This is a genomic window from Pusillimonas sp. SM2304 (assembly GCF_031628915.1).
Lineage (GTDB): Bacteria > Pseudomonadota > Gammaproteobacteria > Burkholderiales > Burkholderiaceae_B > Pusillimonas_C.
Map to the genome: position 1 here is coordinate 937,751 of NZ_JAVLUJ010000003.1, position 25,743 is coordinate 963,493.

Sequence of the window (25,743 nt, forward strand, 5' to 3'; positions counted from 1 at the left end):
CTTAGACAGTCGGCGGCGCCTGCACTTTGCAGGACGCGGTGGATAGAATCGCCATGCACAACTCGGCATAGCTCATGCCGGCGGCCTTGGCGCCCATGGGCACCAGCGAATGGCTGGTCATGCCCGGCGATGTATTCATTTCGAGCAGCCATGGCTTGCCCGACTCATCCAGCATGAAGTCGGCCCGCCCCCACCCTTCGCAGCCCAGGGCCACATAGGCCTGCTCGGCAATGCCAAGGATGGATGCGGTCAATGCGTCGTCCACTTCGGCGGGACATATATAGCGGGTTTCGTCCGACACGTATTTGTGCTCGTAATCGTAGTTGCCGTCAGGCGCCACGATTTCAATGATGGGCAAGGCGCGCGCAGACTTGCCCTTGCCCAGCAAAGGCACCGTCAGCTCACGGCCGGCGATGAACTGCTCGGCCAGCACTTCCTCGTCGTATTTGGCGGCCAGCTGGTAGGCCTGCTGCAGCTCGCTCAAGGCTTCGACCTTGGTGACGCCCAGCGTCGAGCCTTCATGCGGCGGCTTGATGATCAGCGGCAAGCCCAGCTCGTTGGCCACGCTCTGCAGGTCGGAATCCGCGGTCAGGACGGCATAGCGGGGCGTAGGCAGGTTTTGCTGCAGCCACACCTGCTTGGTCATGATCTTGTCCATGGCCAGGGAAGAGGCCAGCGGACCGCTGCCGGTGTAGGGAAGCTTCATCAGCTCGAGCGCCCCTTGCAGCGTGCCGTCTTCTCCGTGCCGGCCGTGCAGTGCGATGAACACGCGGTCAAAGCCCGCATTGATCAGGTCGACCAGCGTGTAGCGGCCGGTATCGAACAAATGCGCATCGATGTCCACGCTGCGCAAGGCCTCGTATACGCCCTGGCCGGACATCAGCGAGACTTCCCGCTCCGCGGACCGGCCTCCATACAATACGCCTACACGGCCATACGCTACGCTCATGCTACTTCTCCTAGTTGGCCGGGCACCCTGCTGATGGATCCCGCGCCCATGATCACCACGACGTCGCCATGGCGGGCAAAGTCCTTGATGACTTGCGGCAGCTCTGCCACCTCTTCCACAAAAACCGGCTCCACTTTGCCGGCGACCCTGAGCGCGCGCGCCAGCGCGCGCCCGTCGGCGGCGACCAGCGGCTGTTCGCCCGCCGGATAGACATCGGTCAACAGCACCGCGTCGGCTTGTCCGAGCACGCGGACAAAATCTTCGAAACAGTCGCGGGTACGGGTGTAGCGATGCGGCTGGAAGGCCAGCACGATGCGGCGGTCGGGCCAGGCGCCGCGCGCCGCGGCCAGCGTGGCGGCCATCTCTACGGGATGATGTCCATAGTCGTCAATCACGGTAAACGTGCCGCCGCCATGCTGGGCCGCCACGGCAAAATCGCCCACCTGGGTAAAACGCCGCCCCACGCCATGAAAGGCGGCCAGCGCATCCGTGATGGCCATATCGGGCACGCCCAGCTCGGTGGCCACCGCGATGGCGGCCAGGGCGTTGAGCACGTTATGGCGGCCCGGCAGATTCAATCGAACGGACATCGCCGGCAAAGCACCCGTGGCGCCCTGGCGCTCGACATCGAAGCGCATCACCGTGCCATCGGCCTGAATGTTCAGCGCCCGGACCTGCGCATCGGTATCGATGCCGTACGTCGTCACGGGACGCGACACAAAGGGAATGATTTCACGCACATTGGCATCGTCGCTGCACAGCACGGCCGTGCCATAGAAGGGCAGGCGCTGCGTAAATTCGATGAAGGCGCTTTTCAGCCGGGCGACGTCATGGCCATAGGTGTCCATATGATCGACGTCGATATTGGTGATGATGCCCATCACCGGCAACAGATTCAGGAACGAAGCGTCCGACTCGTCGGCCTCGACCACGATGAACTCGCCCTGCCCCAGCCGCGCGTTGGCGCCGGCGGAGTTGAGCCGGCCGCCGATCACAAAGGTGGGATCAAGATCGCCGGCGGCCAATACGCTGGCGACCAGACTGGTCGTGGTGGTTTTTCCATGCGTGCCGGCCACCGCGATACCGCGCTTCAAGCGCATGAGTTCGGCCAGCATCAATGCGCGCGGCACGACAGGTATGCGCGCAGTCCGCGCGGCCAGGACCTCGGGGTTGTCGCCCGATACGGCCGTCGAGGTCACGATCGCCCCCACGCCTTTGACGTTGGCGGCATCATGCCCGATGGTAATGCGCGCGCCCAGCCCGGCCAGCCGGCGGGTGACATGGGTTTCCTGCAGATCGGATCCGCTGATCGAGTAGCCCAGGTTCAGCATGACCTCGGCAATCCCGCTCATGCCCGAGCCGCCTATGCCGACAAAATGAATGCTTTGAATCCGATGCTTCATGCCTGCCTCCTGACAGCTTGTTCGCACGCGTCGGCAATCTGGCTCGTTGCGTTCAGGCAGGCGTGCTCATGAGCATGCTCGGCTACAGTGGCAAGCTCGGCCCGGCTGACCTTGCGCAGCCACTCGGCCAGCCATTCTACGGTCAGGCCGGACTGTTTCTGCAGCCAGGCGCCCTGGCAATCGCTTAGATAGCGGGCATTGGCCGTCTGATGATCGTCAATCGCATGCGGCAGAGGCACAAACAAGGCCGCCACGCCCACCGCGGCCACCTCGGCCACCGACATCGCCCCCGCGCGGCCAATCACCAGATCGGCATCGGACAGGGCATGGGCCATATCATCGATAAATGCGTGGCACACAGCGTGCACCCCATGTTTTTCATACTCGGCCCGCAGGGAGGCCAGATGCCTCTCGCCCGCCTGGTGCGTGACCAGCGGACGCTCGCCGGGCTCCAGTTTGGCCAAGGCTTTCGGAACGATATTATTCAGGGCCGCGGCGCCTTGGCTGCCGCCCACCACGAGCACGCGCAGCGGACCCTGCCGGCTCGCATAGCGGGTGGCCGACGGCACGACTTGCGCAAGCGCCGTCCGGACCGGGTTGCCCACCATCACCGCGCCGGGCAAGGCGCCCGGGAAACCGACCAGCACCTTGCTGGCCAGCCTGGCGAGCCAGCGATTGGCGGTGCCCGCCACGGCATTCTGTTCGTGAATCACCAAAGGAATGCGCCGCAAGGCCGCCGCAAGGCCGCCCGGGAAAGCCACATAGCCGCCCATGCCCAGCACCACGTCCGGCTTGACCTGCCCAAGCAGGACGTGGGCCCGCCAGCAGGCCCGGCTCAGGGTGAATGGCAGCTTGAGCAGCGCCAGCGGGCCCTTGCCGCGCACGCCCGAAAAGCGCATGGGCATCAGTTCGAAACCCTGGGGCGGCACCAGGCGCCCTTCCATGCGTCCTGGATGGCCGAGCCACAGCACGCGCCATCCGCGCGCCTTCATCTCATGCGCAACGGCCAGCCCGGGCATGATATGCCCGCCGGTACCGCCCGCCATGATCAGCAAGGTAGGTGTGCTCATGTCCGTTTACCTCGCATCATGTTGCGGTTTTCGAAATCGACGCGGAACAGCAGGGCCATGGCCACGAAGTTCATGACGATGCCGCTGCCGCCGTAGCTCACCATGGGCAGCGTCAGGCCTTTGGTCGGCAGCAAGCCCAGGCACACGCCAATGTTGATAAAGGACTGCACGCCGAACCACAGGGCCACGCCCTGCGCCACCAGGCCATTGAAAATCCGTTCCATGGCGATGGCCTGCCGGCCGATCTCGAAGCCGCGCCACACCAGGAAGACAAACAGACTGATCAGGCAGGCCAGCCCAATGAAACCGAGTTCCTCTCCGATCACGGCGACGATGAAGTCAGTATGCGCCTCGGGCAGATAATGCAGTTTTTCGATGCTGGCGCCCAGGCCCACGCCAAACCACTCGCCCCGGCCCAGTGCAATCAGCGAATGCGAAAGCTGGTACGCGCTGCCATAGGCATTGTCGGGATTCCAGGGGTCCAGGTACACAAACAAGCGCTCGCGGCGCCAGGGGGAAAGCCAGATGAGCAGCAGGAAGCTGCCCACCAATATGCACAACAAAGAGGAAAACAGCTTGCCGTTGATGCCGCCGATGAACAAAATGCCTACGGCGATCGCCACGATCACCATGAAGGCCCCCAGGTCGGGTTCCAGCAGCAGCACCATGCCCACCACGGCCAGGGCGCACGCCATGGGCAGGAAGCCGCGCAGGAAGTTCTGCATATGTTCCTGCTTGCGCACGGTGTAGTCTGCCGCGTACAGCAAGACGGCCACCTTCATGAGTTCGGACGGCTGGAAGTTGATCGGCCCCACGGGCAGCCAGCGCCGCGCGCCGTTGACCTCGCGCCCCACGCCCGGAATCAGCACGACCACCAGCAGCAACAGGCACAGCAGGAACAGCGGGACGGCGAACTTCTGCCATACCTTCAGGGGAATGCTGGCCGCGAACAGCGCGCACAGCAGTCCCACCACGATGAACAGCCCATGGCGTATGACAAAATAGTAGCGCCCGTAGCTTTCATACCGGGGGCCGTCGGCCAGCGCGATGGATGCCGAATACACCATGAGCAAACCGAACAGCGCCAAGGTGGATGCCGCCACCAGCATCGAGATATCGATGCTGGGCATGGTCGTACGCCCTGGCCTGACCGCATTCACGCCCGAAGTGAGATCCGCAAAAAGGCTCATGCGACCTCCCCACGGCTCAAGGCCAGTTCTTGCACTTCATCGACAAAGCTGCTGCCGCGATGACCGTAATTCCGGAACATATCCATGCTGGCGCACGCGGGCGACAGCAATACCGTATCGCCGGGCTGCGCCAGCTCGAAACCGCGGTTGACGGCCATGCCCAGCGTGGCGGCGCGCTCTGTGCGGACGCCTGTATCAGAGAGCGCCTGCTCGATCGACTCCGCGTCCTGTCCGATCAGCACCACGGCCCGGGCGTGTTCACGCACCGCCCTGGCCAATGGCGCAAAATCCTGCCCTTTGCCCAGCCCGCCGGCAATCAGCACCACCGGGGCGCCCATGCCGTCGAGCGCGGCGACGGTCGCGCCCACGTTCGTGCCTTTGCTGTCATTGATGAAATCGACGCCTGCAATCGTCCGGACGAACTCGGTACGATGCGCTTCGCCCATGTAGTCCCTCAGGGCATGCAGCATATTGGCCCAGCCCAGGCCCAGGCTGCGGGCCAGCGCCAGGGCCGCCAGCGCATTCAGGGCGTTATGCCGGCCGCGCACATGCAAGGCGTCGACAGGCATCAGGTGTGTAGCCCGGCCTTCGGGGCGCAGCGGTTCTTCCTGAGACTTCTTGCGCCGGCTTGGCGCCGCGGGAAGATCGAAATCAACCGCTTCCGCAGCCGTCAGCCATAACATGCCCGGGTTGCCGTCCAGCCCCAGGTCGCCTTCATACTCGGGCACGCCTTGGCCAAAACTGCGGACCGTCATCGCCCGGACATTGCCGACCATGCCCATGACCGCCTCGTCATCGCGATTCACGATCGCGATGCGCGCCATGCCCAGCAAACGCGCCTTGGCGGCGGCGTAGGCCTGCATCGATCCGTGCCAATCCAGATGGTCTTGCGTCACATTCAACACCACCGCGGCGTCGGGCGCCAGCGTATGGGTTGTTTCAAGCTGAAAACTGGACAGTTCCAGCACCCAGACATCGGGCAAATCATCCGCGGCCAGCGCATCGCCCAGCGCGTTCAGGGCGGCCGGGCTGATATTGCCCGCCACCTTGGCCGCCAGGCCGCCGGCCTGCACCAGTTGGCGCGCCATCGCCGTGACGGTGGTCTTGCCGTTGGTGCCGGTAATGGCCAGAACCCGGGGCTTGTAATCCTGCCCGGCCATATCGGCCAGCGCACGGGCAAAGAGTTCGATCTCGCCGATGACTTCGATGCCGCGCTGGGCCGCCATGGCCAGGAATGCGCTGACCGGCTCCTGGTTGGGCGACAGCCCCGGACTCAGGACAAGGGTATGCACGTCTTGCAAGGCGTCCTCGGCCAGGACGTCCGGCCCAAGGCGGCAATCGATGCGCGCCCCATCCAGCGCCCGCAATGCCGCCAATCCCCCCGGCTCGGCACGTGTGTCGAGCACGCGCAAGTGCGCGCCCTGCTGGGCGCACCATCGCGCGGCAGCAAGGCCGGTCTCGCCCAGACCCAGAATCAGGGTCAGGCCATCGACACGCACCGAGGGAAAAGACATTTTTTTCATCGCAGTTTCAAACTTGCCAAACCAATAAGCACCAGCATCATGCTGATGATCCAGAACCTGACCACCACCTGTGTTTCCTTCCAGCCGGTCACCTCGAAATGGTGGTGCAGCGGCGCCATGCGGAATATTCGCCTGCCTTCGCCATAGCGTCTTTTGGTGTATTTGAACCAGGCCACCTGCAGCATCACCGACAGCGTTTCCACCACGAACACGCCGCCCATGATGAACAGGACGATTTCCTGGCGCACAATGACCGCAATCGTGCCCAATGCACCGCCCAGGGCCAGCGCGCCGACGTCGCCCATGAACACCTGGGCCGGATAGGCGTTGAACCACAAAAAGGCCAGCCCCGCCCCGGCAATCGCGGCGCACAGCACCATCAGCTCGGAGGCACCCGGTATATAGGGAAAGAGCAGATACTTGGAGTAATCGACACGCCCCACCACGTAGGCAAAAATACCCAGGGCGCTGCCCACCATGACCGTCGGCATGATGGCCAGCCCGTCCAGGCCGTCAGTCAGGTTGACAGCGTTGCTCGAGCCGACAATCACCAGCCAGGTCAGCGCGACGAAACCAAAGACGCCCAGCGGATAGCTCACGCTCTTGAAGAAAGGCACGATCAAGTCGGCGCGGGTGGGCAAGGGCATGGTGAAGCCGCTCAAGACCCAGTCGCGGAACAGCGGCCAGAGGTCCGCGTTGGCGGGCGCCGACACCGCAAAGCTCAGATAGACCGCCGCCACGATCCCGATCAGCGCCTGCCAGAAAAACTTGCGGCGCGAAGACATGCCTTCCGGATCGCGATTGACCACTTTCTTGTAGTCATCGGCCCAGCCTATCCAGCCAAAACCGAAAGTGACCATGAGCACCACCCAGACGAAACGGTTGGTCCAGTCGGCCCACATCAGGGTGCTGACGCCGACGGAGATCAGGATCAAGGCCCCGCCCATGGTCGGCGTACCGGTTTTCTGCAAGTGCGATTCGGGGCCATAGGCGCGCACGGCCTGGCCGATCTTGAGCTCGGTGAGTTTGCGAATCACCCAGGGTCCGGCACACAGGCCGATCAACAGCGCGGTGCCGCAAGCCAGCACGGCACGGAACGTAATGTATTCAACGACACCAAATGCGCGTATATGCGAATCCGATAGCCAACGCGCCAGTTCAAGTAGCATGGCGAGCCCCTTCTTCGTGGTTTATTAATTGTTTTTCAAGCGCGTGGACAACCCGTTCCATGCGTGTACTGCGGGACCCCTTGACCAGAATGTGCGCAGGCAACTCCGCCAGCAACTGGCTGTTCAGCGCGTCGATGGAGTCGAAAGCTTGCGCACCGGCGCCGAAAGCCTGGGCCGCATGGGCGCAGGCCGGGCCGAATGCCAGCAGCACATCGATGCCGCACTCGTGCGCATACGCGCCCACTTCCGCGTGCATGGCATTGCCGTTCGCCCCCACTTCGCCCATATCGCCCAGCACCAGCACGCGCTTGCCGCTTAGCCGGGCCAGCACATCGATCGCCGCGCGGACTGAATCCGGGTTGGCGTTATAGGTATCGTCAATCAATTGATAGCCGTCCGCCAGCGCATGCGGCTGCATGCGGCCGGCCACCGGATTGAATGATTCCAGGCCTTGCACGATGCTCGCCAGCGGCACGCCCGCACTGCAAGCGCAGGCCGCCGCAGCCAGCGCATTGCGCAGATTGTGGACGCCGGGCGCCGCCAGCGTCAGGCTGGCGCTGCCCGCGGGCGTGTGCAAGCGGCAACCCGTATGGGTGGGCTGCGCATGAATCTGATCGGCGTAGACGTCGAAATCCGAATCGAAACCGAAACGCACGATGCGCCGTTTGCCGGCCAGCGTGCTCCACAAGCCGGAATAGGCATCGTCGCCGGGAAATACCGCGATACCGTCGTCCGGCAAGGCTTCGATGACGGCGCCGTTCTCACGCGCCACGGCTTCGACTGTCAGCATGAATTCCTGGTGTTCGCGCTGGGCGTTGTTCACCAGCGCGATCGTGGCCTGGGCCACACCCGCCAGCAGGGAGATTTCTCCGGGATGGTTCATGCCTAGCTCGAGCACGGCGGCGCGGTGCTGGCGATTCAAGCGCAGCACCGTCAGCGGCAGGCCGATATCGTTGTTCAGGTTGCCGCGCGTCGCCAGGCTGGCGTCTTCGCCCGGCCACTGCCGGAGAATGGCGGCGATCATTTCCTTGGTGGTGGTCTTGCCATTGCTGCCGGTGACGGCAATGACCGGCAGCTCATGCTGCCGGCGCCAGATTCTGCCGATGCGTATCAGGGCCTGGCGCGTATCGCCCAGCGCGAACTGGGGCATATCGACCGTGCTGTCTTTCTGTTCGACCACCGCGGCGCAGGCCCCGGCCGCCCTGGCCGTTTCCAGATAGGCATGCCCGTCGAAGGCATCGCCCTTCAACGCAACAAACAACTGCCCGGGACCAATGCTGCGCGTGTCGGTCGAGATGCTCAGGCCTTTCTGCCAGGACAGCGCAAAACGCGCCCACTCGCGGTCGTCGAAGGGCGTGCGCCGCCCCTGCGACTCTTGATACGTTTCATGGCCTTTGCCGGCCAGCAATACAACGTCATTGGGCTCAGCGGCCCACACCGTCGACAAGATCGCCTGGGCGCGGTCGGGCTCGATACGCGGCGCGCGCGGCATCCCCGCCGCAATCTGCCCGATGATCTCGAGCGGGTCCTCGAGGCGGGGATTATCGTTGGTCAGCACGGCTTCGTCCGCCCGGTCAGAGGCGATTCGGCCCATCATGGGCCGTTTCCCGCGATCCCGGCTGCCGCCGCAGCCAAATACGCACACCAGCCTGCCGCCGCGTGTCCGGGCGACATCGCGCAGCGCCAGCAGCGCGCGCTCCAGCGCATCGGGCGTATGGGCGTAATCGACAATCACCAGCGGCTGGGCCTGGCCGGCGCCGTCTAGCGGCTCGACCACTTGCAGACGGCCCTCGACCGAACGCAATGTACCCAGGACGCGGGCGATCCGAGACAGGTCCCAGCCCAGTTGCTGCAGGACACCCGCCACCAGCAGCAGGTTGGCAATATTATGTTCGCCCACCAGGCGGGTCAGCAGTTGCGCCGCCCCGTCGCGCGTGACCAGGTTGAACACCAGGCCGTAGCGGCCGGCATGAATATCCTGGGCCTGGACGGCGGCGGTTTCCTTGCCGCGTGTCGAATAGGCCAGCGTCGTGGCCGGCGCAAGCGTCCCGATCAATTCCGCCCCGGCCGGATCGTCGGCATTGACGACGGCGCTGCGCAAGCCCGGCCAATCGAACAGGGCAAACTTCGCCCGCCGATAGTGCTCAAACGTCTGGTGGTAATCAAGATGATCGTGCGTCAGATTGGTAAAGGCGGCAATGTCTATGCATACCTGCTCCAGCCGGCCTTGATCCAGGCCGATCGAGGACGCTTCAAGCGCAACCACTTGCGCGCCGGCCTGATGCATCGCCGCCAGGCTGCGGTGCATGGTCAGTACGTCGGGGGTGGTCAGCGCGCCGCCCAGATTGGCGCCGTCAGGCAAGGACACGCCCAGCGTGCCTATCGTCCCGCAAGGAATTCCTTCCGCATTCAGGGCGGCAGCCAGCCATTGCACGCAGCTGGTCTTGCCATTGGTGCCCGTGACCGCAATCACCGACATCTGGGCCGACGGCTTGCCGTACCACAGGTGCGCGATCAAGCCTAGCTGCTGCGACAAGCCCGGAACCACCATCACGGGAACGCCCTTGACTGGCGATGTGCCATCCTGCTGATCGCCATGCATGACAATCGCCGCGGCGCCGGCCTCGATTGCCTGATCTATATAGTCGCGCCCGTCGCTGACGCGTCCTTCGCAAGCAAAAAACACATCGCCAGCAACAAGCTGGCGGGTGTCCAGGCACAGATGCGCTGTCGGCGCGGCGTGCTGGCGCAGCCAGGAAAGGATGTCGTGCGCGCTCATTGCACCCTCTCCCCATTCACGTTGGTGGCCACCAGCGACTCGATCGGCGCATCGGGCTGCACACCCAGGCGGCGCAGGCTGCTGGCCACAATATCGGCAAAGACCGGCGCGGCCACGCGGCCGCCGTAATAACCATTGGAATGCGGTTCGTCTATCGTGACGGCAACCACAATGCGCGGATTCGAGACGGGGGCAAAGCCCACGAAAGAACCGCGATACAGCGATGTGCTGTACTTGCCGTTCACAATCTTGCGGGCGGTGCCGCTCTTGCCGGCGACCCGGTAGCCCTGCACCTGCGCCAGCTTGGCGCCATCGGGACCCGCCGCCGCTTCAAGCATGGCGCGCACCTGGCCGGCCACCTTCTGGCTATAGACCTGCACGCTGGTCGGCTTGCCTGAACGCTTGAGCAAAGTCAGCGACACCATGTCGCCATCGCGGGCAAAGGCCGTGTAGGCATGCGCGATCTGAAGCAAAGACACCGACAGGCCGTAGCCGTAAGCCATCGTAGCGCGCTCTATGGGACGCCAGCGTTCCCATGGCCGCAGCTTGCCCGATGCCACACCGGGGAAATTGGCCTGGGGAGGACGGCCGAAACCCAGCTCGGTAAACTTGGTCCACATTTCCTGCGACGTGAGCTTTTCGGAAATCATGGTCATCCCGATGTTGCTGGAACGCCTTAATATGCCCGCCACATCCAGCATGCCGTTGCGGCTGACATCGGAAATCGTCGAGCCCTGGTAGCGGTACTGGCCATTGCCTGTGTCGAACATCGTCGCCGTCGTGATGCGGTTGATATCCAGCGCCAAAGCGGCGGTGAACGGCTTCATGATCGAGCCGGGCTCGAACGTATCGGTCAGCGCCCGATTGCGCAGCACCGGCCCCTTGCGGTCGTCGCGGTCGTTGGGATCGTAGGTAGGCAGATTCACCATCGCCAGGATCTCGCCCGTGCGCACGTCAATGACCACGCCCGCGCCCGCCTTGGCGTTATGCTCGGCCAGCGCCTTCTTCAGCGCGGAGTAGGCGTCGAACTGCAAGCCGCTGTCTATGGACAGCATCAAGTCCTGGCCATTGACGGGCGGCACAATGGCCTGCACGTCTTCCACCACCCGCCCCAGGCGATCCTTGATCACGCGGCGCGAGCCCGGCCGGCCCGACAGGGCATCATTGAAGGCCAGTTCGACACCCTCGATGCCCTTGTCTTCGATATTGGTGAAGCCGATCACGTGCGCCGCCATATCGCCTTCGGGATAAAAACGGCGCATCTCGGCCTGCTGATGAAAGCCGGGCACTTTCATGTCCTTGATCTGATTGGCAATATCGATGGACACCTGGCGCTTGATGTAGACAAAGTTCTTTTCTTCGTCGACCAGCCGGCCCTTGATATCCTTGACGGACATATTCAGCAGCTTGCCCAGTTGGGCCAGTTGCGCATCCGACGCGTTGCGGGTGTCTTCCGGAATCGCCCAGATCGCACGCACCGGAACGCTGGACGCCAGCACCACCGACCCGCTGCGATCAAATATCTTGCCGCGCGTGGCGGGCAGCACCAAATTGCGCTCGTAGCGGCGCTCACCTTGCTGCTGCAGGAATTCCGTCGACAAACCCTGCAAGTACAAGGCCTTGACCCCCAAGGCGATGAAGCCGAGCATCAGCAGGATCAGCACCAGGCGCGAGCGCCACAAGGGCATTTGCACGCTCAGGACCGGACTGTCGAAGAACCGTACGCGTTTCATGGGCGGCCCTCCCCGCTGCGCTGCGGCGTGCCGCTGGCGGCGCCCTTGATGTAAATCGTTCTGTCGGGCGAGGTCGAGGCCATTTTCAGATCCTTGCGGGCCACGCCGTCGATACGCGCATTGCGGGCCAGCTCTGCACGCTCGAGCTGCAGCCGGCGCCAATCGGTATCGAGCTCGCGCGCTTTGTCCTCAAGCCGGTCGGCTTGGACAAACAATTGGCGCGATTGAAAACGCGCCGTCACCAGAGACAGCGCCGAGACCATCAGCAGAACCGCAAAAAAGATGATCAGGCGGCCCATTATTTGCGCCCCCTTCCGCCATGGCGCTCGGACGGCCTGGCGACCAGGCTCATTGCCGTCACAAAAGACGCGCCCTGATCGGCCGGCAAGGGCGTGGCGGTGCGCTCGGCCACCCGCAGCACCGCGGACCGGGCCCGCACATTCTCTTTTGACTCTTGTTCCGTCGGAAGGATGCGGCCCAGGGATTTCAGTATGGGCTGGGGCATGTCTTTCTCGAGAATGGGCAGGCGGGCGTGCACAGCGGCAGGCCGGGCCGCCGCTGCGATGCACTGCTTGACCATACGGTCTTCAAGAGAATGGAAACTGATCACCGCTAAACGCCCTCCCGGCGCCAGGACCCTTAGAATTGCCGCGAGGGCGAGCGCGAGCTCCTCGAGTTCTTGATTGAGGTAAATCCGTATAGCCTGAAAGGTGCGAGTGGCCGGGTGTTGACCCTTTTCGCGCGTACGGACGACACTGGCGACGAGCTCGGCGAGGTCGAGCGTTGTGCGCAGCGGCCTGGATTCGCGGCGAGCAATAACCGCCTTTGCAATCTGGAAAGCAAACCGTTCTTCGCCATATTTAGCTATGACCTCCTTTAATTCTTCGACACTGACCTGAGCCAGCCATTGCGCAGCGGTCAATCCGCTGCTGGTATCCATACGCATATCCAGCGGGCCTTCGCGCATGAAGGAAAACCCCCGGCTGGCATCATCGATCTGGGGCGATGAAATGCCCAGATCAAGCATCACACCATTGACCTTTTCCACACCCAGCTTGCGCAACTGGTCCGGCATCTCTGCAAAACCGCTATGCACCACCACGACCCGTTCATCTTCGCGCTGCAGGGCATGCGCCACGGCAATGGCTTCGGGGTCCTTGTCAAACACCACCAGCCTGGCATCGCGCGACAGCCGCGACAGCAATAAGCGGCTGTGCCCACCGCGGCCAAACGTACCGTCTACAAACACCCCGCCGGCCAGACCCTGCGCATCGCTGTGCGCCTGCTTCTGTTTGCCCTTGGCGCCAAAATCAGGTTCAACGAGAGCGTTGACCGTAGGCTCCAGAAGCACGGATCGGTGCGAAAACTCCATAGTCGGGTTCAAAAAGAAAAACTGTTCAGAACGTCAGGCATGCCTTTGGCAAGGTCCTCGGCTTCGCGGCGCGCCCACTCGGCGGCATCCCACAGCTCGAAATGACTGGCCATGCCCAGCAGCATGACTTCACGCGTCAAGCCGGCTGCCGTACGCAATTCGGGGGCAACCAGTATCCGGCCGGAGCCATCCATGTCGACATCTTGTGCGCTGCCCAGCAACAAGCGCTGCAGCGGACGGGCCTGCATGGGGAAGGCGGCAATCTGCTCGCGCCTTTTTTCCCAGACCGGACGGGGATAGACCAACAGACAGCCATCAGGGTGCCGCGTCAGGGTCAAGCGCCCCTCGACCTGCGAAACGAGCGCGTCACGATGCCGGGTCGGAATGGATATCCTCCCCTTAGCATCTAATGTGAGTGCGCTGCTGCCCTGGAACACTATTTTTCCCCACTTTGTTGCACAAAAACCTACTTTTCCCCACTCTACGGTATGGAAAGCGGCAGGTCAAGCGCAAAGTTGCAATTTTTTCAATTACAACAAGCACTTAGCGAGGTTTTAGAGAGCTAAGGAGAAAAAAATATGTAGATAAATCAAGAAATTGGAGAAGCATCTGCATGTCCTTTGTAAGAAGACGGGCAGAAATCGGGCGCGCAGCTTTGCATTTGTTGACAACTTGCCCCGGCGGCCAAGGCAAGCGGCATGAAGAAGAGGTGAGACAGGTCTGTAGGCCGGATTTTGTACGCCAGGCAAGCCTGGCGGGCAATCATTCCTCTGGTTGCGGCATTGCTGCCGCACTCTAGCCATCTACCCGCATGCTTGGACGAGCCGCCCTTCGGGCACGAAGCCTGCGCATGCCTATTTGATGTTGCTCCGGGTAGAGGTTGCCGCGTTTCACCCTGCCACGCCGCCGCCGGCGAACCGGCTGCGCAACACGGAGATGGCCGTGTCAGTGCATGCCAAGGCATGCCCGCGTGGCAGACTCGTCTCTGTGGCCCTGTTCCTCGGCTTGTCCATGCACGTGTGCATGGCTTTGCCGGACGGCCGTTAGCCGCTACCCTGCCCTATGGAGTCCGGACCTTCCTCGATGCCTGACGGCACCGCGATTGCCCAACCTGCCTCACCCCTGCATTGTAACCTGCGACAATAGAGGTTTTCCTGATCTTGAAACACGAGCTTTTCTGTTATGGCCGCGAATACGCTGATTACCCTGAGCAACGCCCAGCTTGCTTATGGACACCACCCACTGCTCGATCACGCCGACTTCGCCATCCAGCCTGGCGAACGCATTGGCCTGATCGGCCGCAACGGCGCGGGCAAGTCGTCCCTGCTCAAGGTTCTGGACGGCCGCACCGTACTTGACGACGGAGACATCATGCGCCTGGGCGGACTGAAAACCGCCACCGTCGAACAGGAACCCGACCTGGACGACAGCCTGACCATCTACGATACTGTGTGCGGGGACACCACCGAAAGCGAAGACTGGATGCGCCCTTCACGGGTCAGCGCCCTGATCGAACAACTGGGGCTAAATCCGGACGATGGTATCGCCGGCCTGTCGGGCGGCACGCGCAAGCGCGTCGCCCTGGCGCGCGCGCTGGCCGACGAGCCCGATCTGCTGCTGCTCGACGAACCGACCAACCACCTGGACTTCATTGGCATTGCATGGCTCGAAAGCCTGCTGCTGAACGCTTCGTGCAGCGTGGTGATCATTACCCACGACCGCCGTTTCCTGGATGCCGTGGCAACGCGCATTGTGGAACTGGACCGCGGCAAGCTGTTCAGCTTCCCCGGCAATTTCTCGACCTGGCAACAGCGCAAGGCAGAGTGGCTCGAGGCCGAGAAGCAGCAAAATGCCAAGTTCGACAAGGTGCTCGCCCAGGAAGAAGTCTGGATACGCAAGGGCGTTGAAGCGCGCCGCACCCGAAACGAAGGGCGGGTGCGGCGCTTGGAGCAGCTGCGCCGCGAGCGCGCATCCCGGCGCGAGCGCCAGGGCAACGTCAACCTGGCGGTGGCCGAAGGACAGCGCTCGGGCAAGCTGGTGGCCGAACTCGAGCAAGTGACCCACCGCTATAGCGACAAAACCATTATCCGCGACCTATCCACCATCATCCTGCGCAAAGACCGCATCGGCCTGATCGGCCCCAACGGCGCGGGTAAAACGACATTGCTCAAGATCATTCTGGGCAAACTGCAACCCAGCGCCGGCAGCGTACGGCTGGGGGTCAACCTGACCGTTGGCTACTTCGACCAGATGCGCTCGCAACTTGACGAACAGGCCACGCTGGCCGACACCATCAACCCCGGCAGCGAGTGGGTCGAGATCGGCGACCAGCGCAAGCACGTCATGAGCTATCTGGAAGACTTCCTCTTCCCGCCCGCCCGCGCGCACTCGCCCGTCCACAGCCTGTCGGGCGGCGAGCGCGCCCGCCTCGTGCTGGCGCGGATGTTCGCCCGCCCCACCAATGTGCTGGTGCTGGACGAACCCACCAATGACCTGGATATCGAAACCCTGGAGCTGCTGGAAGAACTTCTGCAGAGCTATCCCGGCACCGTCTTGCTGGTCAGCCACGACCGCGAGTTCCTGAACAATGTGGTCACCCAGACCATTGCGGCGGAAGGCGACGGCCATTGGCAGGAATACGTGGGCGGCTACGATGAATGGCTGGCGCAGCGGCCCGAACAGCCCGATGCCCCCGACAACAAACCCAAAAGAAAGGAAGCGCCGGCCCCCGAGCGTCCGAAACCCGCCAGGAAAACCCGTATTACGGCGTGGGAACTGACCGAACTGGAAGGCATTCCCGACGCGATTGCCGAACTGGAAGCGGAGCAGTCGGCGCTGGCTGCCAGGCTGGCCGACGGCAGCCTGTACCGCGACGCCCCGGACGAGGTCGATGCCGTCAATGCGCAACTGCATGGCATAGAAGAAAAGCTGGCCGAACTGTTTACGCGATGGGAAACGCTGGAAGAAAAGAAAAACGCCAGCTAAGCGTACAGACCGCGGCGCCGTCCCGCGCTGATTCCCGGCGCTCCGCTGCCTGGACCGGCGCGCCGGGCGGCCTGGCTCAGCCCGCCGACGCTTTCCAGCCCAGCGCCTCGCCCGCGGCAAGCGGCACCACCGTTGAATCGGCCATGGGCAGTTCCTCTGGGATCAGGTAATCGGTGCGCTGCAGCACCAGCTTGCCCTGGTTGACCGGCAAGCCATAAAAGGCGGGGCCATTCAGGCTGGCGAATGCCTCCAGTTGGTCAAGCTTGCCGACGGAATCGAAGGCCGTCGCATACAGCTCCATTGCGTGCAAGGCGGTATAGCACCCGGCACATCCGCAGGCATGCTCTTTCAGCCCCTTGGGATGCGGCGCGCTGTCGGTGCCCAGAAAGAAACGCCCCGAACCGCTCGTGGCGGCGTCCAGCAGCGCCAGCCTGTGTTTTTCGCGCTTCAGCACGGGCAGGCAATACCAGTGCGGGCGTATCCCGCCCAGGAACAGCGCATTGCGGTTGTACAGCAGATGATGGGCGGTGATCGTGGCCGCCACCGGGCCATCCGCCTGCCGCACATACTCGACCCCATCGCGCGTGGTCAGGTGCTCGAACACCACCTTGAGCTCGGGAAAAGCACGACGCAAAGGCTGCATCACGCGCTCGATGAACACCGCTTCGCGATCGAATAGATCCACCTCGGGGTCGGTGACTTCGCCATGCACCAGCAAGGGCATGCCGGCGCGCTGCATCGCCTCGAGCGCCGGCGCACAGCATTTCAGCAGGTCGGTCACGCCCGCATCGGAATTGGTCGTTGCGCCAGCCGGGTAAAGCTTGATGCCGTGCACCACGCCCGACTCGCTGGCCCGCAGGACTTCATCGGCGCTGGTATTGTTGGTCAGGTAAAGCGTCATGAGCGGCGTGAAGCTGTCTGGGGCGACGCCCGCCCGGCCCAGGGCCGCAACGATACGCTCGCGATAGGCCAGCGCCAGCGATGTCGTGGTCACCGGCGGCTTCAGGTTGGGCATGATGATGGCGCGCGCAAATTGCCTTGCCGTATCCGCGACCACAGAATCCAGGACGGCGCCGTCGCGCAGGTGCAAATGCCAGTCGTCGGGGCGGATAAGGGTCAGGCTCTCGGTTGAAGCAGTCATGTTGAAAAGTCTTCTTATAAACAGGTTAAAGATCGGCATCCAGCGGCATGCTGCGCTCGACCAGGCGGCAGAACATGGCACTGCCCGCCGGGATGACCGCATCATTGAAGTCGAACATGGCGCTATGCAGCACGCAGCCCGACTCGGCGCCGCCCTGACCCAGGCGGAAGTAGGCGCCGGGCCGCTGCTGTAGCATAAAGGAAAAGTCTTCGGAGCCCATGGATGGCACCAGATTGGGAACGACCATGTCGGCGCCGAACAATTCTGTGGCGACCTCTGCCACAAAATGGGCGTGCTCCGGCGTATTGACCGTGGCCGGAAACAAACGATGGTATTTGAGTTCGATATGGGCCTTGAAGGCGGCGGCAATGCCGGCGACGACTTCTTCCATGCGCTGCACAATCTGCGCCTGCACGACGGGACTGAATGTACGAACGGTACCCGTCATATAGGCATCGCGGGGAATCACATTCATGGCCTGCAGGCTGCCCGCATTGACAGCGGCCACCGTGATCACGGCGGCCTCGGGCGCGGGCACATTCCTGGACACAATCGTCTGCAAGGCGGTAATCAGTTGAGCAGCGATCACCACCGGATCGTTGGTCTGATAAGCATGGGCCCCGTGGCCCCCGCGCCCCTGAATATGAATATCGAAATGATCCGCGGCAGCCATCATGGGGCCGGGATTCACCCCGATCACGCCGGGCGGCAGGCCCGGCCAGTTGTGCAGGCCGTAAATGGCATCACAGGGAAAACGATCGAACAAACCATCGTCGAGCATGGCCTTGGCGCCGCCCAGCCCCTCTTCGGCCGGCTGGAAAATCAGGACGACCCGGCCGTCGAAGCGGCGGGTTTCCGCAAGATAGCGCGCCGCGCCCAGCAATATGGCCGTATGCCCGTCATGGCCGCAGGCATGCATGACGCCCGCACGAGTGGACGCATGCGCTACCTTGCCTTGCTCCAGTATGGGCAGCGCATCCATATCGGCACGCAGCCCGATCGTATGCCCGCTGGCATTGCTCCGGCCGTCCAGCACGCCCACCACACCCGTCCGGCCAATATCGCGATGCACCGTGTACCCCAGCGCGGTCAGCGCATTGGCCACGAGATCCGAGGTGCGCTGTTCCTGGAACCCCAGTTCGGGATGGGCATGGATATCGCGCCGCAAGGCCGTCAACTCGTCATGAAAGAGACTGATGGCTTCGAACACATTCCTGGCGTACATCGGGCAAGCGCTCCTGGCGGGACGATAAATAAAATCTGCAGCACAATATGCCACATTATCATAAGCCGCGCAGCGGGCAATGCGGACAACGATCCGCCCTGTGACGACGCCGCGGCGGGCGACGATATTGTGGAGGTCCGCGCCCCAGGGCAAACGCCCTATTTATACTGCCCAGGCAGGACAACAGCCGTGTTTATGGCGCTGGAAATGGCCTGGCAGCAGGGCGGCATGCACAAATTGCTTGGTCTTTCCCGGAGTCTCACGTTATGCTGCAGTAGAATCGACTTTTTCAACCATCAGTTAGGAGCCCTATTCTATGGCAACAACCGAGAAACCCGCCCGTAAGCCTAATGCGGCGTTCATGAAGCCACTTACCCCTAGCGCTACCTTAGCTGCCGTTATCGGTCCCGAGGCAGTCCCACGCACCGAAGTTACCAAGAAAATCTGGGACTACATCAAGAAGCACGACCTGCAAGACCCCAAGAATCGCCGTAACATCAATGCCGACGACAAACTGCGCCCCTTGTTCGGCAAAGACCAGGTCTCGATGTTTGAACTCACCAAACTCGTCAGCGGCCACCTGAAATAAGCCCTTCGCCTTCAAACGGGCGGGCATCGGCCTGCTCCACAGTCATGGCGTTCGGGCTTATCCCGACATTGCCAGGCACACCTCAAGGTGAATCAGACAATAAAAAGCGCTGCCCAGAATGACCTGGGCAGCGCTTTTTTATCAATATATCGCAATAAGACCGGGTAAATCCTGGTTCAAAATTCGGCGACAGGCGCCTGGCCTGAAAACAAGGCAAGCCAGCCCTTGATAACCCGGTACACGATCCAGACCAGGGCGATCAACCCGGTCAGCCAGCCGATGAAAATAAAGGTCGCCAGCGCGCTAAGCACGATCCACAGCAGACCCCACCAAAACGTCTTGATGACCCAGTCGAAATGATTGGCATATACCGTCCCCGCGGCGTCTCCGCGCTTCAAATACGCCAATATAATGGCCGCAATGGTTGCAACACCGAAAAAGCCGGCGCTGAGCAAGCCCAATGCAAAAAGACCATAGATAAGATGCGTCAGGTTACGCATCGACAAGCCCTTGCCGTCTTCTGGCGGGTATGCCTGGGTCATTGATAGCCTCCGAAAAACAATCGTAAAAAGTGCGTGGGGATTAAAAGCCGTTATGTCCGTTATTTTACTCGACTTATGATCCGCCTTGTTCGGTGGTCAGGCGACGCGTTGCGTACTGATTAACTTGCGCGGCACCTCCGGCGGAGCCGCGCAAGGCAAGCAGGCGGCTTGCGGGTCAAGACAGGCAGGCGGCGCAGGCGTTGCTGCGCTGAGCGTTGTGCGGCGCGCGGGGTTGCTGCTGCACGTTATGCGGCGCCCAAACAAAAACCCCCCATCCTGTTTGGGGATGGGGGGTTTTCTTACTGAATAAGAGCCTGACGATGACCTACTTTCACAGACGTACGTCCACTATCATCGGCGCAAAGGCGTTTCACGGTCCTGTTCGGGATGGGAAGGAGTGGGACCACCTTGCTATGGTCGTCAAGCGTAACCGGTTGCCGCGCCCAGGCCCGAGATAAACGGGACTGCACACAGCCAATCTGGGAAGAAGCACCGCGCCTGGCCTTGTCACCGGCGCAGGGGTGTAATCATGGTGTTGGTCTCGTGGCGTACGGGCCGCGATGGGTACCGGGCGCGCTTATCTATTCAGAATAAGCAGCGCCTGGCCTTGTTGTGCGCACTGGCCAACTCACAGTGCGGCTTTTCGTTTTGTTTGAACGGCACTTGAACACGTACAACCTGCAAGGTTATAGGATCAAGCCGCACGGGCAATTAGTACTGGTTAGCTGCACGCATTACTGCGCTTCCACACCCAGCCTATCAACGTCCTGGTCTCGAACGACCCTTTAGGGGGGTCTAGCCCCCGGGATACCTAATCTTCAGACGAGTTTCCCGCTTAGATGCCTTCAGCGGTTATCTCTTCCGTACATAGCTACTCGGCAATGCCATTGGCATGACAACCGATACACCAGCGGTACGTCCACTCCGGTCCTCTCGTACTAGGAGCAGGCTCCGTCAAGTATCCAACGCCCACGGCAGATAGGGACCAAACTGTCTCACGACGTTTTAAACCCAGCTCACGTACCTCTTTAAATGGCGAACAGCCATACCCTTGGGACCGGCTACAGCCCCAGGATGAGATGAGCCGACATCGAGGTGCCAAACACCACCGTCGATATGAACTCTTGGGTGGTATCAGCCTGTTATCCCCAGAGTACCTTTTATCCGTTGAGCGATGGCCCTTCCATTCAGAACCACCGGATCACTATGTCCTGCTTTCGCACCTGTTCGACTTGTCAGTCTCACAGTCAAGCACGCTTATGCCATTGCACTATCAGCACGATTTCCGACCGTACCTAGCGTACCTTCGAACTCCTCCGTTACACTTTAGGAGGAGACCGCCCCAGTCAAACTGCCCACCATGCACTGTCCCCAACCCGGATAACGGGCCAAGGTTAGAACCGCAAACAAACCAGGGTGGTATTTCAAGGATGGCTCCCTCGAATCTGGCGACTCGAGTTCAACGCCTCCCACCTATCCTACACAGGCCGGTTCACAGTCCAATGCAAAGCTACAGTAAAGGTTCATGGGGTCTTTCCGTCTAGCCGCGGGTAGATTGCATCATCACAAACACTTCAACTTCGCTGAGTCTCAGGAGGAGACAGTGTGGCCATCGTTACGCCATTCGTGCAGGTCGGAACTTACCCGACAAGGAATTTCGCTACCTTAGGACCGTTATAGTTACGGCCGCCGTTTACCGGGGCTTCGATCAAGAGCTTGCACCCCATCACTTAACCTTCCGGCACCGGGCAGGCGTCACACCCTATACGTCGACTTTCGTCTTAGCAGAGTGCTGTGTTTTTAATAAACAGTCGCAGCCACCGATTCTCTGTGACCCCTTCATGCTCTGGGCGCAGGCCCATCACACTACCAGGGTATACCTTCTCCCGAAGTTACGGTATCAATTTGCCGAGTTCCTTCTCCTGAGTTCTCTCAAGCGCCTTGGAATATTCATCCCGTCCACCTGTGTCGGTTTGCGGTACGGTCTCGTGAAACTGAAGCTTAGAGGCTTTTCTTGGAACTGCTTCCAATCAGTTTAGGACCGAGGTCCTATTCAGCCACACCCTTGAATTACGCGCCCGGATTTGCCTGAAGCGCCTTCTATAGTGCAGCAACGGGGACATCCAACACCCCGATGACTTTACAGCAATCCGTCCCCCCATCGCATTTCACGACGGTGCTGGAATATTAACCAGCTTCCCATCAGCTACGCATCTCTGCCTCGCCTTAGGGGCCGACTCACCCTGCGCCGATGAACGTTGCGCAGGAAACCTTGGACTTACGGCGAGGGGGCTTTTCACCCCCTTTATCGCTACTCATGTCAGCATTCGCACTTCTGATACCTCCAGCATCCGTCACCAGACACCTTCACAGGCTTACAGAACGCTCTCCTACCGCGTATATCTAAGATATACACCCGCAGCTTCGGTCTATGGCTTAGCCCCGTTACATCTTCCGCGCAGGACGACTCGATCAGTGAGCTATTACGCTTTCTTTAAAGGATGGCTGCTTCTAAGCCAACCTCCTGACTGTCTATGCCTTCCCACTTCGTTTCCCACTTAGCCATAGTTAGGGACCTTAGCTGGCGGTCTGGGTTGTTTCCCTCTTGAGTCCGGACGTTAGCACCCGGTGCTCTGTCTCCCACGCTGCTACTTGCCGGTATTCGGAGTTTGCCATAGGTTGGTAAGTCGCCATGACCCCCTAGCTATAACAGTGCTCTACCCCCGGCAGTAATACGTGAGGCACTACCTAAATAGTTTTCGGAGAGAACCAGCTATTTCCAGGCTTGTTTAGCCTTTCACCCCTATCCACAGCTCATCCCCTAATTTTTCAACATTAGTGGGTTCGGTCCTCCAGCACGTGTTACCGTGCCTTCAACCTGGCCATGGATAGATCGCCTGGTTTCGGGTCTACACCCAGCGACTAAAATCGCCCTATTCGGACTCGCTTTCGCTACGCCTTCCCTATTCGGTTAAGCTTGCCACTGAATGTAAGTCGCTGACCCATTATACAAAAGGTACGCAGTCACCCCACAAGGAGGCTCCTACTGTTTGTATGCACACGGTTTCAGGATCTATTTCACTCCCCTTCCGGGGTTCTTTTCGCCTTTCCCTCACGGTACTGGTTCACTATCGGTCGATCACGAGTATTTAGCCTTGGAGGATGGTCCCCCCATCTTCAGACAGGATTTCACGTGTCCCGCCCTACTTGTCTGACGCCTAGTTCCACACACTGAATTTCGTCTACAGGGCTATCACCTGCTACGGCCGGACTTTCCATTCCGTTCGACTATTCAATATGCTAAAACGTCAAGGCTGCTCCGATTTCGCTCGCCGCTACTTTCGGAATCTCGGTTGATTTCTTTTCCTCGAGTTACTGAGATGTTTCAGTTCACCCGGTTCGCTTTCACTGGCCTATGTATTCAGCCAGGAATACTGCATTGCTGCAGTGGGTTTCCCCATTCGGACATCTGCGGATCAAAGTCTGTTTGCCGACTCCCCGCAGCTTTTCGCAGGCTACCACGTCCTTCATCGCCTGTGATCGCCAAGGCATCCACCATGTGCACTTAGTCGCTTGATCCTATAACTTTACAGGTTATAGAAACACTTGAGTATGCGTGTTTGTGCCGTTCATCATTTTCAAAGGCCTTGCCCTTTCGAACAAGTATTTTTGAGAACTATTTGAACAAAATTGTTTTAATGCAATCACAACCCGTACTTACGTGGGATCATTTCCATACAGACAATGATCCACACCATAATTACTTCGTTGTGCTTCTTCCAGATTGTTAAAGAACGAGTAAAACCATCAAGCCTGTAAAGACTTAACGAGCAGTGCTTGGACCCGATACCACAGAACCAAACCCTCTTCGTTAACCCCTTCGCCTTGCCAGCCTGCGCCACCACCCTCACGCGATATCAACGATCGTCCACACGCTTTATTTGTGTGTGGTGGAGGATGACGGGATCGAACCGACGACCCCCTGCTTGCAAAGCAGGTGCTCTCCCAGCTGAGCTAATCCCCCGCACCGATAAATCGTACTGGTGGGTCAAGTTGGAATCGAACCAACGACCCCCGCCTTATCAAGACGGTGCTCTAACCGACTGAGCTACTGACCCAGTATGCGCTGGCCGCCCCTGTAACGGGCCAACCGGCGTAACCTTGTCGTGGCTTACTCTTTCTACATTCAACAGCCAATAAGTGTGGACGCTTTCGCTTCGTGCGCGTCGCTCTGAAAGGAGGTGATCCAGCCGCACCTTCCGATACGGCTACCTTGTTACGACTTCACCCCAGTCATGAATCCTACCGTGGTAATCGCCCTCCTTGCGGTTAGGCTAACTACTTCTGGTAAAACCCACTCCCATGGTGTGACGGGCGGTGTGTACAAGACCCGGGAACGTATTCACCGCGACATGCTGATCCGCGATTACTAGCGATTCCGACTTCATGGAGTCGAGTTGCAGACTCCAATCCGGACTACGATCGGGTTTCTGGGATTGGCTCCCCCTTGCGGGTTGGCGACCCTCTGTCCCGACCATTGTATGACGTGTGAAGCCCTACCCATAAGGGCCATGAGGACTTGACGTCATCCCCACCTTCCTCCGGTTTGTCACCGGCAGTCTCATTAGAGTGCCCTTTCGTAGCAACTAATGACAAGGGTTGCGCTCGTTGCGGGACTTAACCCAACATCTCACGACACGAGCTGACGACAGCCATGCAGCACCTGTGTTCCGGTTCTCTTGCGAGCACACTTCAATCTCTCGAAGCTTCCAGACATGTCAAGGGTAGGTAAGGTTTTTCGCGTTGCATCGAATTAATCCACATCATCCACCGCTTGTGCGGGTCCCCGTCAATTCCTTTGAGTTTTAATCTTGCGACCGTACTCCCCAGGCGGTCAACTTCACGCGTTAGCTGCGCTACTAAGGCCCGAAGGCCCCAACAGCTAGTTGACATCGTTTAGGGCGTGGACTACCAGGGTATCTAATCCTGTTTGCTCCCCACGCTTTCGTGCATGAGCGTCAGTATTATCCCAGGGGGCTGCCTTCGCCATCGGTATTCCTCCACATCTCTACGCATTTCACTGCTACACGTGGAATTCTACCCCCCTCTGACATACTCTAGCCCGGCAGTTAAAAATGCAGTTCCAAGGTTAAGCCCTGGGATTTCACATCTTTCTTTCCGAACCGCCTGCGCACGCTTTACGCCCAGTAATTCCGATTAACGCTTGCACCCTACGTATTACCGCGGCTGCTGGCACGTAGTTAGCCGGTGCTTATTCTGCAGGTACCGTCAGTTGCGCCAGGTGTTAACCAGCGCCGTTTCTTCCCTGCCAAAAGTGCTTTACAACCCGAAGGCCTTCATCGCACACGCGGGATGGCTGGATCAGGGTTGCCCCCATTGTCCAAAATTCCCCACTGCTGCCTCCCGTAGGAGTCTGGGCCGTGTCTCAGTCCCAGTGTGGCTGGTCGTCCTCTCAAACCAGCTACAGATCGTTGCCTTGGTAGGCCTTTACCCCACCAACTAGCTAATCTGATATCGGCCGCTCCAATAGTGAGAGGTCCGAAGATCCCCCCCTTTCCCCCGTAGGGCGTATGCGGTATTAGCCACGCTTTCGCGTAGTTATCCCCCGCTACTGGGCACGTTCCGATATATTACTCACCCGTTCGCCACTCGCCGCCAAGAAAAGCAAGCTTTCCTCGCGCTGCCGTTCGACTTGCATGTGTAAAGCATCCCGCTAGCGTTCAATCTGAGCCAGGATCAAACTCTTCAGTTTAATCTCTGTATAAAAATCGTAATTTCCAAACCGGTCCCCAAAGGAACCAGCAGGTCATACGTCGCGTTTCGCTCAAAGAAAAAGATCGGTTCAAATTACTTCAAACCTTACTTCTTCAAATGTGCGAGCACTTGATATAAATTTGGCGAACCCTCGTGAGAAGGTTTGCGCACTCATTCCAAGCGCCCACACTTATCGGCTGTTAAATTGTTAAAGAGCGTGTACTGCCTACTGCTGTATTGCCTATCGCTTGCCGCCCCAACCACCCGGTGAACCGGGCCGCTGTGTCAGCAGCACAGA

Annotated in this window: 16 protein-coding genes, 2 tRNA genes, 3 rRNA genes and 1 other RNA gene; 2 read left to right on the forward strand and 20 right to left on the reverse strand. The window is 60.4% G+C overall.

The genetic code is table 11. From position 1 onward, the window contains the following. Position 1 precedes the first annotated feature (1 nt). From RE432_RS19320 to rnpB, 12 genes are all read right to left on the reverse strand, one after another. Positions 2-949, reverse strand: coding sequence for a D-alanine--D-alanine ligase (locus RE432_RS19320; RefSeq protein ID WP_310935147.1), 948 nt, complete (start codon positions 947-949; stop codon positions 2-4). Next, on the reverse strand, positions 946-2,352 hold the full coding sequence (gene murC / locus RE432_RS19325) for a UDP-N-acetylmuramate--L-alanine ligase (protein WP_310935148.1): 1,407 nt from the start codon (positions 2,350-2,352) through the stop codon (positions 946-948). Before murC ends, RE432_RS19320 begins: the two co-directional genes overlap by 4 nt. After that, a complete protein-coding gene (gene murG, locus RE432_RS19330) occupies positions 2,349-3,422 on the reverse strand; it encodes an undecaprenyldiphospho-muramoylpentapeptide beta-N-acetylglucosaminyltransferase (protein WP_310935149.1) in 1,074 nt (357 codons plus the stop codon). Before murG ends, murC begins: the two co-directional genes overlap by 4 nt. Further along, on the reverse strand, positions 3,419-4,612 hold the full coding sequence (ftsW, locus tag RE432_RS19335) for a putative lipid II flippase FtsW (protein WP_310935150.1): 1,194 nt from the start codon (positions 4,610-4,612) through the stop codon (positions 3,419-3,421). Before ftsW ends, murG begins: the two co-directional genes overlap by 4 nt. Beyond that, positions 4,609-6,135, reverse strand: coding sequence for a UDP-N-acetylmuramoyl-L-alanine--D-glutamate ligase (gene murD, locus RE432_RS19340; protein WP_310935151.1), 1,527 nt, complete (start codon positions 6,133-6,135; stop codon positions 4,609-4,611). The genes ftsW and murD overlap by 4 nt, the downstream gene beginning before the upstream one ends. Then, a complete protein-coding gene (mraY, locus tag RE432_RS19345; RefSeq protein WP_310935152.1) occupies positions 6,132-7,304 on the reverse strand; it encodes a phospho-N-acetylmuramoyl-pentapeptide-transferase in 1,173 nt (390 codons plus the stop codon). Before mraY ends, murD begins: the two co-directional genes overlap by 4 nt. Beyond that, entirely contained in the window at positions 7,294-10,083 is a 2,790-nt protein-coding gene (gene murF / locus RE432_RS19350; RefSeq protein ID WP_310935153.1) for a bifunctional UDP-N-acetylmuramoyl-L-alanyl-D-glutamate--2,6-diaminopimelate ligase MurE/UDP-N-acetylmuramoyl-tripeptide--D-alanyl-D-alanine ligase MurF, read from the reverse strand. Before murF ends, mraY begins: the two co-directional genes overlap by 11 nt. Further along, positions 10,080-11,816 (reverse strand): penicillin-binding protein 2, encoded by a 1,737-nt coding sequence (locus RE432_RS19355; protein WP_310935154.1) that lies wholly within the window; start codon positions 11,814-11,816, stop codon positions 10,080-10,082. The genes murF and RE432_RS19355 overlap by 4 nt, the downstream gene beginning before the upstream one ends. Next, entirely contained in the window at positions 11,813-12,115 is a 303-nt protein-coding gene (gene ftsL, locus RE432_RS19360) for a cell division protein FtsL (protein WP_310935155.1), read from the reverse strand. Before ftsL ends, RE432_RS19355 begins: the two co-directional genes overlap by 4 nt. After that, positions 12,115-13,188 (reverse strand): 16S rRNA (cytosine(1402)-N(4))-methyltransferase RsmH, encoded by a 1,074-nt coding sequence (gene rsmH, locus RE432_RS19365; RefSeq protein ID WP_310935156.1) that lies wholly within the window; start codon positions 13,186-13,188, stop codon positions 12,115-12,117. The genes ftsL and rsmH overlap by 1 nt, the downstream gene beginning before the upstream one ends. Positions 13,189-13,196: 8 nt before the next feature. Continuing rightward, a complete protein-coding gene (gene mraZ / locus RE432_RS19370) occupies positions 13,197-13,625 on the reverse strand; it encodes a division/cell wall cluster transcriptional repressor MraZ (protein WP_310935157.1) in 429 nt (142 codons plus the stop codon). A 270-nt stretch (positions 13,626-13,895) separates the two neighbouring features. Beyond that, positions 13,896-14,306: RNase P RNA component class A (gene rnpB / locus RE432_RS19375), an RNA gene on the reverse strand. Positions 14,307-14,370: 64 nt separating this feature from the next. On the opposite strand from rnpB, the gene RE432_RS19380 reads away from it, so the two are divergent. After that, the gene (locus RE432_RS19380; RefSeq protein WP_310935158.1) at positions 14,371-16,173 is read left to right on the forward strand and encodes an ATP-binding cassette domain-containing protein; all 1,803 of its coding nucleotides are present in this window, start codon (positions 14,371-14,373) and stop codon (positions 16,171-16,173) included. Positions 16,174-16,249: 76 nt separating this feature from the next. On the opposite strand, the gene pyrC is transcribed toward RE432_RS19380, so the two are convergent. Together pyrC and RE432_RS19390 are read right to left on the reverse strand one after the other, a co-directional pair. Continuing rightward, the gene (gene pyrC / locus RE432_RS19385) at positions 16,250-17,314 is read right to left on the reverse strand and encodes a dihydroorotase (RefSeq protein ID WP_310935159.1); all 1,065 of its coding nucleotides are present in this window, start codon (positions 17,312-17,314) and stop codon (positions 16,250-16,252) included. Between the two features lie 25 nt (positions 17,315-17,339). After that, entirely contained in the window at positions 17,340-18,539 is a 1,200-nt protein-coding gene (locus RE432_RS19390; RefSeq protein WP_310935160.1) for a M20 aminoacylase family protein, read from the reverse strand. A gap of 316 nt (positions 18,540-18,855) precedes the next feature. On the opposite strand from RE432_RS19390, the gene RE432_RS19395 reads away from it, so the two are divergent. Next, positions 18,856-19,128, forward strand: a complete 273-nt coding sequence (locus RE432_RS19395) for an SWIB/MDM2 domain-containing protein (RefSeq protein ID WP_165029625.1) — start codon at positions 18,856-18,858, stop codon at positions 19,126-19,128. Between the two features lie 176 nt (positions 19,129-19,304). Here RE432_RS19395 and RE432_RS19400 read toward each other — a convergent pair whose 3' ends face one another. The 6 genes from RE432_RS19400 to RE432_RS19425 form a co-directional block, all read right to left on the reverse strand. Further along, complete coding sequence (locus RE432_RS19400) at positions 19,305-19,670, reverse strand: hypothetical protein (protein ID WP_310935161.1); 366 nt, start codon at positions 19,668-19,670, stop codon at positions 19,305-19,307. A gap of 312 nt (positions 19,671-19,982) precedes the next feature. Next, positions 19,983-20,095, reverse strand: a 5S ribosomal RNA gene (gene rrf, locus RE432_RS19405). A gap of 265 nt (positions 20,096-20,360) precedes the next feature. After that, positions 20,361-23,249: ribosomal RNA gene (locus RE432_RS19410) — 23S ribosomal RNA — on the reverse strand. A gap of 369 nt (positions 23,250-23,618) precedes the next feature. Further along, positions 23,619-23,694, reverse strand: a tRNA-Ala gene (locus RE432_RS19415). A gap of 17 nt (positions 23,695-23,711) precedes the next feature. Then, positions 23,712-23,788: transfer RNA gene (locus RE432_RS19420), tRNA-Ile, on the reverse strand. A gap of 116 nt (positions 23,789-23,904) precedes the next feature. After that, positions 23,905-25,443 (reverse strand): 16S ribosomal RNA (locus tag RE432_RS19425). The 16S, 23S and 5S rRNA genes sit together here with 2 tRNA genes alongside, the layout of an rRNA operon. Between the last annotated feature and the right edge of the window lie 300 nt (positions 25,444-25,743).